This is a genomic window from Planctomycetia bacterium (assembly GCA_021413845.1).
Taxonomy (GTDB): Bacteria; Planctomycetota; Planctomycetia; order Pirellulales; family PNKZ01; genus PNKZ01.
This window is the reverse complement of record JAIOPP010000155.1, coordinates 1-8,828: the sequence shown is the minus strand read 5'-3', so window position 1 is coordinate 8,828 and position 8,828 is coordinate 1. Positions and strand designations below refer to the sequence as shown.

General features: G+C 59.4%; 6 protein-coding genes. 3 read left to right on the top strand and 3 right to left on the bottom strand.

The window, feature by feature from the left end; translation table 11 throughout:
- Nucleotides 1–38: 38 nt before the first annotated feature.
- On the bottom strand, nt 39–545 hold the full coding sequence (locus K8U03_25495; protein ID MCE9608254.1) for a hypothetical protein: 507 nt from the start codon (nt 543–545) through the stop codon (nt 39–41).
- Here K8U03_25495 and K8U03_25490 point away from each other — a divergent pair.
- On the top strand, nt 531–1,292 hold the full coding sequence (locus K8U03_25490) for a hypothetical protein (GenBank protein MCE9608253.1): 762 nt from the start codon (nt 531–533) through the stop codon (nt 1,290–1,292). The two genes, K8U03_25495 and K8U03_25490, sit on opposite strands and share 15 nt — an antisense overlap.
- 112 nt (nt 1,293–1,404) lie before the next feature.
- On the opposite strand, the gene K8U03_25485 is transcribed toward K8U03_25490, so the two are convergent.
- Nucleotides 1,405–1,704 carry a hypothetical protein gene (locus K8U03_25485; GenBank protein ID MCE9608252.1) on the bottom strand — a complete coding sequence of 100 codons (300 nt, stop codon included), beginning with the start codon at nt 1,702–1,704 and terminating at the stop codon, nt 1,405–1,407.
- Between the two features lie 1,205 nt (nt 1,705–2,909).
- On the opposite strand from K8U03_25485, the gene K8U03_25480 reads away from it, so the two are divergent.
- Nucleotides 2,910–4,709 (top strand): ShlB/FhaC/HecB family hemolysin secretion/activation protein, encoded by a 1,800-nt coding sequence (locus K8U03_25480; GenBank protein MCE9608251.1) that lies wholly within the window; start codon nt 2,910–2,912, stop codon nt 4,707–4,709.
- A gap of 87 nt (nt 4,710–4,796) precedes the next feature.
- Nucleotides 4,797–5,240, top strand: coding sequence for an IS200/IS605 family transposase (gene tnpA / locus K8U03_25475; GenBank protein MCE9608250.1), 444 nt, complete (start codon nt 4,797–4,799; stop codon nt 5,238–5,240).
- A gap of 67 nt (nt 5,241–5,307) precedes the next feature.
- On the opposite strand, the gene K8U03_25470 is transcribed toward tnpA, so the two are convergent.
- The coding region (locus K8U03_25470; protein ID MCE9608249.1) for a hypothetical protein at nt 5,308–8,828 on the bottom strand (3,521 nt) is incomplete at its 5' end.

The window sequence follows — 8,828 nt, the reverse complement described above, 5'->3', positions numbered from 1 at the left end:
AAGCTTGATTCTTGAAGAAACTAACGCAACACTTGGTATCACGCGTGGGGGCAGGTCAGTTCATCGAAAATCTTTGCCATGGCCTGATATTGATCCGAGGAATTCGCCATCGCCATATTTCGCTCGACCTTCGTTCGATCTTGCTCGACTTGGCGCAACTCGGACCGCTTCTTTGCAGCCTCTGCAGCCGACAAATCCACGGTCTTCTCTTGCATCGCCAACTCTTGCAGCCGAGCTTTCAGTTTCTCATTCGCCCGCGGAGACAGCAGTTTCTGCCGCAATACATCGAGCGCGACATTCGTGATCCTCGGCCAGTCGACTTGGTTGTGATCGTCGTGTCGCTCCAAGCACCGCTGGTAGTATGCCGAAGGTCGTTGTCCTTGCGCGAACGTCCGAAATCCGGCGGCGGCACTCCCTTCGGCGGTGAGCAAGGCCGCGAGACGCGAGGCCGGCATCACCTCCAACGATTCGAGAATGCGACGAATCGTTAGCATCTCCGGATGATCTTCGGCGACAGGAATCCAAACCACATGATGCCCAGCCATCCGCACACGTTCGCTGTCAAGCACTTCTCTTACGAGCTGACCGTCGATCTTAGCAAGCCAGCGGCGAAATCCATACGGTGCACGACCGCCGGTCGAAAAACCCGCCTTCGCCAACATCAATTGCGCGAACAGACTTTTCTCGGCAAGTACCCGAAGATCTTTCCCGGCTTGATCATAGTCGACGAGCGAAACGATTATATCCCCGATGGAATCGCGGCTGCCGAGATTCAAAGGAGGTATGACACGATCCATGAAGATCAGAGTGACGCCAAGAGTCCTAAGCCTGATCTCGAGCTGCATACCTTCAACCGCGTGATCCGGTCGTGCCAGTCGGTCACGACGAGGAATGAAGACATGAGACACGTTTCGGTCAAACTGGATGCGTTGGAACAATCCGTCGAGACCGGGTCGCGAAAGCAAATTTCCTTTTACATCGAAATCGAGAAAAATGTCGCCGCGTTGCGACGCGCCGTTGCGCATCATCTCTTCGATGACTTTCGGTGTGCCTGTAAAGGCAAGACCTTCTTTTTCGGCCCGCGCTATTGCCGTGCGGACATATTCGCCGGGAGTCGTTTCGTGTTTGCCACCCGAATCGCGCGTGTAAAACAACAAAATTCCTTGCCGCGTTCGTTGCGTTCGTTTCATGATCTCTTCCTTACTTTTTGCTCCGCGCGTCGTCGCGATGATTCCAAAGAAGTTTTGCGACGACGTCGATCAAAGTATCTTCATCACACTCGCCAAATTTGACATCAACACCGAGAAGTGAGGGGGCCGACCAACTGAATTTCTTCAGCCAAAGCTGCATAATCCGTCGCGGCAGCGTTGCCGACTCGGCACCGTTGCTGTGGTATGAAGATCCTTAAACTCGGACGCGAAGAGCGGCTTCGGCAGCTTCGTAGGTTGGGAGATCGTCGTTAAGCAAGGACGATAATCCAGACTGCTCCCAAGCCCGTAAATGAGCAAGTGCGCTGAGTTCTAGCAGGAAGCTCGCAGAAAGTTGCTGGCAGTCGAAGTCTTCGCCGCGACGAATTGCTTCTTCGACGATAATTCGCAACGCCGCGGAGGTGAGATCCGCTTGACGTTCGGCAATGCGCCGTGTCGCGGCGATCATGTCGGGATGAATTCCGACAAGCGAATCGGCAAGATCAGGTACAGCCATCCATGGCCCCTTTGCAACGAAAAGTGAGAGTCGTTCCATGACCTCACGTCTGCGATGCTACCAGAGCCGGCGAATTCTAGTCAACGAAATTATTTACGCGATTAAAAGGACGGCTTCTATATCGCATGAACTCGAGCAAAGAGATTTCTTTTTTAGTGCAGTAGCTATGTATACGAGAGGCGAGAAATTTTTAACGGCTTTCAACCGCTACTCAGCATCCTCCTATATGCCCTCTTTTTCACGAGTTTTAAGTTGCGCTTTCGATGCGAGGTGAATTGGATCCTTGTGATGACGATGACTAATCATGGAAAACCGTCGCAAACGTATTTCCGTAAATGAGTTGTGATTCAAAGGGTTCAATCAAGGTTTGGTTCACGTCCTCGTCAGAGAACGGAAACAAAACCTTGATCCGGATTCCGCGGCCCTGGCGCCCCCATCGACCCTCTCCATATTGAGAGATCCAATCTGAGGCCGACGGCATAGGCCGGCACCGCGCCGAACGACGTGACGATACTCGAAACCAGCAAAGCGCCGGCGGTGCCGCTGCTATCGACCGCAAAGCGACTGCCGTCATTCCGACGATGACGACTCCGCCGCCACGCCCGCGTCACGACTCAATCGATTTCGGAGGAGGTCGGATCCCCACGAGCGCCGAAATCACCGCGACGCTCAATAGCGGTGTCCGGTCGCCGTTTACCAGCGAGGCTCCCAATCGGTCGAGGCGTAGCGCCCCGATCTCAGAAATGCTTCGATCTTCGCAACGATCTCCGGCTACTCTGCCGCCACTTTCGTCGTCTCGCCGATGTCGTTTCGAAGATCGTAGAGCGTGATCGGCGCGGTGGGTTCGCCGGAGCGAATCCCCATCCAGCGCCTCATATAAAGCGACGCTTGCTTGAAGCCCCTTTCATGAACCTCCGAGTAGAGGAACTCATTCGCTCGTGGCTTTTTGGAGTCGCCCGTAAAAGTTGATACAAGGCTGAGCGAATCATGCCCGTCGGGTAGGCTCTCATTTCAAACCGTAGCCCCGCGCTTCATAATTCGATCGAGGGGCACTGCACGTTTCACCCGGCGTCTACCGTCGACTCACGCTCGAAATACAGTGTAGCGATTAAGTACGGTCGCAACGCTTCGGAATTAAAAGGGTCGCCTGGCATGATGCAAAGTCGAAAGAGCCGGAGGAATTCCTACTTTCGAACGGACTCGAAATGGCTTACTCAGACGGTACGACGCTGCGCGTCGCGACGATGCCGTATCGTTTATTGCGCTTGATCGGAGTCGTTTCCGCGCTTGTGGCTCCGGTAGCGATCTTGAATCCCCTTTTCGCTCAAGATTTCCAACGCTACCGGCCGCAAACCCTACCGGCACCACAGTACCAGCCGTCAATTCCGGAAAAACCGGTAGAACCGGCAGCGGGCAGCGATGCCGTACTCGTCGAGCGCTGGGACGCGGTTTTAGTGTTGGATCGCCCCGAGAAAGTGCGACCGCTCGACGACTTCGCCGATCTGACGGGCGTGCATTTCGACTTCGAAGACTCCCAGTCGCTGGTGTATCGTGCCGAGTTCAAACGGATCGTGGAAACATACCTGGACGGGCCGCTCACGCTGCGACGTCTCAACCAGCTCTCGCGCGACATCATTCTCTATTATCGCCGCAATGGACAACCGGTCGTCGACGTAGTCATTCCCGAGCAAAAGATCACTCAGGGGACCGTTCAACTGGTGGTGAGAGAAGCGCGAATCGGCGCGGTCCGCGTCGAAGGAGCATGTTGGTTCAACAACTGCATGTTGGCCGATCAAATCGAATGCACTCGAACCGGCGATCGGTTGATCGAAGGGAAGCTAAAAAGCGATTTGTTTTGGCTCAATCGCAATCCGTTTCGCAACGTGGAGGTCGATCTCGAACCGGGGAAGCAACCCGGCACAACCGATGTGATCTACAAAGTAAACGATGCGGCGCCGTGGCGCGCTTATCTCGGCTACGAAGATACCGGCGTACCCCTGCTCGGCATCGATCGCGTTTACGGCGGCCTGATCTGGGGCGATGCGTTCAAGCGCGACGGGCAACTCAGCTATCAATACACTTCGGACACGCAATTCGATCGGCTGCAAGCTCATTCCTACAGCTACCAACGGGCGTGGAGTCGCGAATGGTCGTTCCAAACCTACGGAGCCTATTCCGACGTCACGGCGCGCCCCGATCCGTTTCTTCAAACAGGGCAAAGCTGGATCGTCGGCGGCGCACTGCTGCGGTACTTCAACTACGACCCTTATCTGCAAAGCTGGCTCTCGTTCGGCTACGACTTTAAGAGCACGAACAACAACTTGGAGTTCAACGAGCTGCCCGTCGTCGGCGGTCGGGCTGATTTATGGGAACTGAACTTCGGTTACGATCGCGTGCAGCGCTTTAATGATGTCGAATATCTAATCCTCACCAACGATCTATTCGTCGGTCCGAACGGCGGTTTTTCCGCTTATGACGATGCCGCGGGGTTCAGCTCGATTCGCCCGAACACGCGACCGGGATTCGTCTACAACCGGTCCAAGGCCGAAGCCGTCACGGCCTTACCGTGGAACTTGCAGTTATTGGGACGCGTCACCGGGCAGGTCGCGAGTCAGCGACTTCTCTATAGCGAAATGCTCGGGTTCGGCGGGTACGATTCCATTCGCGGCTACGATCAGCGCGTATTCAACGGCGATATCGGCTACTTCACGAACCTTGAGCTCGGTCCGCAACCGTGGATCATCGGGACCACGCGAGACCGGAAAGTCCTCCGCGCGTTTACGTTCTTGGATTACGGCGGAGGTTATGTTCGCAATCCGGTTCCCGGCGAGGTCGCCTCCCAAGTGCTCGCCTCGACCGGAGCCGGAGCACGATTCAGTTGCAGCGATCGCCTCACGCTGCGATTCGATTACGGCTGGGGACTTAGCAACGTCGTCGGTGCGACGACCAACCAACGTGCTCATCTCGGCGTCGTTTATCTGATGGGTCCGAGGCCGCGACGATAGGCCCTTAGTGTCCTTGCGATGGGTCTAAACCCCTCGCCTTCAGGCGAAACCTTTAGGACGTGAGTGTGTTGGGCTAAACTGTGGGCTATGGAGCGTTATCGCACGGGAGCTCATAGCCGTTTCGATCTCAAGTACCACTTCGTGTGGATTCCGAAGTATCGTAAGGCGATTCTGTCGGGCGAGGTCGGCATTCGGCTTCGTAGTCTGGTTCGAGAGATCTGTCGGACTCTGGACATCGAGATCATCGAAGGCTCGGTTTCGAGCGACCATGTGCACGTGCTGTTGTCGTGTCCGCCGAACCTGTCGCCGAGCAAGATCATGCAGGCGATCAAGGGGAAGACGTCGCGGAAGCTGTTGGCGGAGTTCAAGCATCTGCAAAAACAATTCTGGGGTCGGCATCTTTGGGCTCGGGGCTACTTCGTGGCCTCCAGCGGCAACGTGACGGACGAGGCGATCCGCGAATACATCCGGCAACAAGAAGGAACCGAGCCCGACGACGGGGGCGACAACTTCCGAGTGACTCCGTCGTGAGCGCAGGACTTCAGTCCGGAGACTCACGAAATGCCTCCGAACCTACCGGCTTCAGCCGGTAGTCATTTCAGTCTAGAGCGCCGTCTTCGGAACCGAGGTTCGTTTCTGATTCGGCTTCGACGTCGATGGTGATCGTTCCTCCGACCCCAGGCCCGAAATCAATGCCCCCTAGATTTCGTACTCCGCCTTGGGAAAGCGAATAGATGGACTTGAAATAATCTTCGCTTCGACCGAACTGATCGTTCACGATCGATCCCAGAATAGCTCCGAACACTCTCGAGAAAGCATTCGGCGGCACCGGCACATCCACCGGCGGCGTCGGCGTGGGCCCGCCCGTCGACGGGATCGCGCTGAGGTAGAACGCGAAGTTGCCGGCGCTGAGATCGACGACGTAGGGGCCGTTGAACGGCGAGAACACTCCTTGCGTATTCGCGAGCGGCGAACTCGATTTGAAGGTCGCCACGTCGATGCCGTTGACGAGCGTGCCGTCGGCCATTTGGAAGCTGCTTCGTTGCGGGAGATAGAACCGCAACTGGCCGCCGCCGGCGTTCGCCGCGCTGTTGATCCGACTCGCGGCGTCGCTGACGAGAGCGTCGGTCTGATTCGTTCCCACATAGTTCCCCGTACCGACGCTGATATAGGTTTTGCCTGAAAAGTAGACTCCCGACGCATCGATGAGGTGGCCGATGAAGGCCGTGGTCAAATCGGCCCCTTGGCCGATTCTAAGCGTGACGTCTCCGCCGACCGCATCGCCGGTGTCGTCGTTACCCGGCTGGTCGCCGTGGCCGATCGCGCTGTACCGGTCGCCGGTAGCGACTCCTGCGAGCGCGAGCCGACCGCCGAGAGTTAAAGCGATCTCGCCGAAATACAAGTGGCCGGAGTGATTGCTCGTGAAGGCGGCTCCGTGTCCGACTTGGGCATAGCTGCGCAAGCCCGTTCCGGCCGTGACTGAGATGTTGTTTTTCACGACCGCCGTGATCGGGCTATCGATCAAGAAAAAATCGACGCTCGTGTTCGCTCGAAAACCGAGTTGGGCGTACGCATCGTCCGTATTGCCGCCGCGAAGCGTCAGATCGAACGCCGCCACGTTGGTTGCGCCGTAGCGGCTGCCGACGGCGACGCCGGTCGTCCCCGCGCCGTTTTCGCGGTTGATGTAGACGCTGCCGGAATTGTTACCGTAGCTTGCGGTGTCGGCGAAAATCGGCGTCATATCGAACGGAGTCGCCAAGCCCGTCACGCCGTTCCAGCCGGCGATGAGATTCACCGACCCGCCTTGTCCGGCTGCGGTGCCCGCCGTATTCAAGATACTGACGTACGCGTAGATGTCCCCGAGACTGCGAAGCGTCGTCCCTTCGCCGCCGGTGATCGTGATCGTGTTGGAGGCGATGATAATGTCGCCCCATACGCCGGCGCTGCCGGGCCCGCGGTTCTCGATCAACACGCTGCCGCCGCTGTTGACGGTCGCCAACGTGAGGTTGCCGCTCGCGTTATTCGTAAGCCCCGCACCGGTGTCGATGCGGGCGATGAAATTACCGGCACCCGTGTCGATGCTCGTGCCGGCGGCCATCGTGATGACGGCGAGTCCGGCGTCCCGATTCGCATTCAACGGACCGGTGACGCCGTCGCCGGCCGGATGGTTGGCCCAGAGGGTGAGGTCGCCGCCGTCGGTGTCGATATTCGCGTTGATCAGAATGCTGCGGCCGGCCAGCAGGCTCAGGTGTCCTCCTGTGCCGCCGGGGTTGTTCGCAACGATGGCCTGTTTGACGACGATGTCGGTGTTGGCGGCTAGCACCACGGCCGTGCCGTTGTTGGTGATGGCGGTAATCATGCCGGGAGTGATCGTGACGTCTTGGGCGGGGACGTTGCCGAAGTTCGAGAAGTCGCCGGTGAAAACTAGTACCTGATTCCACAGCCCGACGCGCAGTCTGCCGCCGAAACCGTCGCTGGTATCGGTCCTGAACGAAGCGATGAACGTTTCGTGGACCGAATCCACGTCGATGCCGGACAAGCCGGAGCTCGGCACGCCACCGACGAGGCTGTTGACAGCGGAGACCTCGCCGCCGATCCCGCTCGTGCCGCTCCCCCACGTCGCCGCTCCCCGGCTACCGTTCCAGCTCCCGCTGCGCACTACGTAGTTGCCGTTGCCGAGGGGCGTGACCCCGTCGCCGACTTGGTCGTTCGCGTTCGTTCCGACGAGACTGTTGGCGGCGGAGACTTCGCCGACGATCTCGCTCGTGCCGCTCCCCCACGTCGCCGCTCCGCGGGCACCGTTCCAGTTTGAGCTGCCCACCACGTAGTTGCCGTTGCCGAGGACCGTGACGCCGCGGTTGCCGACGCGGTCGTTCGCGTTGGTTCCGACGAGGCTGTTGGCGGCGGAGACTACGCCGACGATCCCGCTCGTGCCGCTCCCCCACGTCGCCGCTCCGCGAGCATCGTTCCAGTTCGCGCTAAGCACCACGTAGTTGCCGTTGCCGAGGGCCGTGATGCCGACGCCGCCGACTTGGTCGTTCGCGGTCGTGCCGACGAGGCTGTTGGCGGCGGATACCTCGCCGACGACCCCGCTCGTCCCGCTCCCCCATGTCACCGCTCCGCGGAAACCGTTCCACTTCCCGCTGCTCACCACGTAATTGCCGTTGCTGAGGACCGTGATGCCACCGTTGCTGACCACGTCGTTCGCGTTCGTGCCGATGAGGCTGTTGGCGGCGGAGACTGCGCCAGTGATTCCGCTCGTGCCGCTCCCCCACGTCGCCGCTCCGCGGCTACCGTTCCAGTTCTGGCTGCGCACCACATAGTTGCCGTTGCCGAGGAGCGTGATGCCGGCGCCGACTTGGTCGTTCGCGTTGGTTCCGACGAGGCTGTTGGCGGCGGAGACTGCGCCGACGATCCCGCTCGTCCCGCTCCCCCACGTCGCTGCTCCCCGGCTAACGTTCCAACCCGAGCTGCGCACCACGTAGTTGCCGTTGCCGAGGGCCGTGACGCCGCCGCCGACTTGGTCGTTCCCGTTCGTGCCGACGAGGCTGTTGGCGGCGGAGACTGCGCCGATGATCCCGCTCGTGCCGCTCCCCCACGTCGCCGCCCCCCGGTTGCCATTCCAGTTCGCGCTACCCACCACGTAGTTGCCGTTGGTGAGGGCCGTGATGCCGTTGCCGCCGACGCTGTCGTTCTCGTTGCTTCCGATGAGGCTGTTGGCGGCGGAGACTGCGCCAGTGATTCCGCTCGTGCCGCTCCCCCATGTCACCGCTCCGCGGAAACCGTTCCAGAACGTGCTGCGTACCACGTAGTTGCCGTTGCCGAGGGCCGTGATGCCGCTGCCGACTTGGTCGTTCGCGGTCGTGCCGACGAGGCTGTTGGCGGCGGAGACTTCGCCGACGATCCCGCTCGTGCCGCTCCCCCACGTCACCGCTCCGCGGCTACCGTTCCAGCTAAAGCTACGCACCACGAAGTTGCCGTTGCCGAGGAGCGTGATGCCGCCGTTGCCGACTAGGTCGTTTGCGTTCGTGCCGACGAGGCTGTTGGCGGCGGTGACTGCACCGATGATCCCGCTCGTGCCGCTTCCCCACGTCACTGCTCCGCGGCTAACGTTCCAGC

Coding starts and splice junctions, on each gene's coding strand:
- tnpA (MCE9608250.1), top strand. CDS start 4,797: ATGGAGCGTTATCGCACGGGAGCTCATAGCCGTTTCGATCTCAAGTAC.
- K8U03_25495 (MCE9608254.1), bottom strand. CDS start 545: ATGGCTGGGCATCATGTGGTTTGGATTCCTGTCGCCGAAGATCATCCG.
- K8U03_25490 (MCE9608253.1), top strand. CDS start 531: ATGATGCCCAGCCATCCGCACACGTTCGCTGTCAAGCACTTCTCTTAC.
- K8U03_25485 (MCE9608252.1), bottom strand. CDS start 1,704: ATGGCTGTACCTGATCTTGCCGATTCGCTTGTCGGAATTCATCCCGAC.
- K8U03_25480 (MCE9608251.1), top strand. CDS start 2,910: ATGGCTTACTCAGACGGTACGACGCTGCGCGTCGCGACGATGCCGTAT.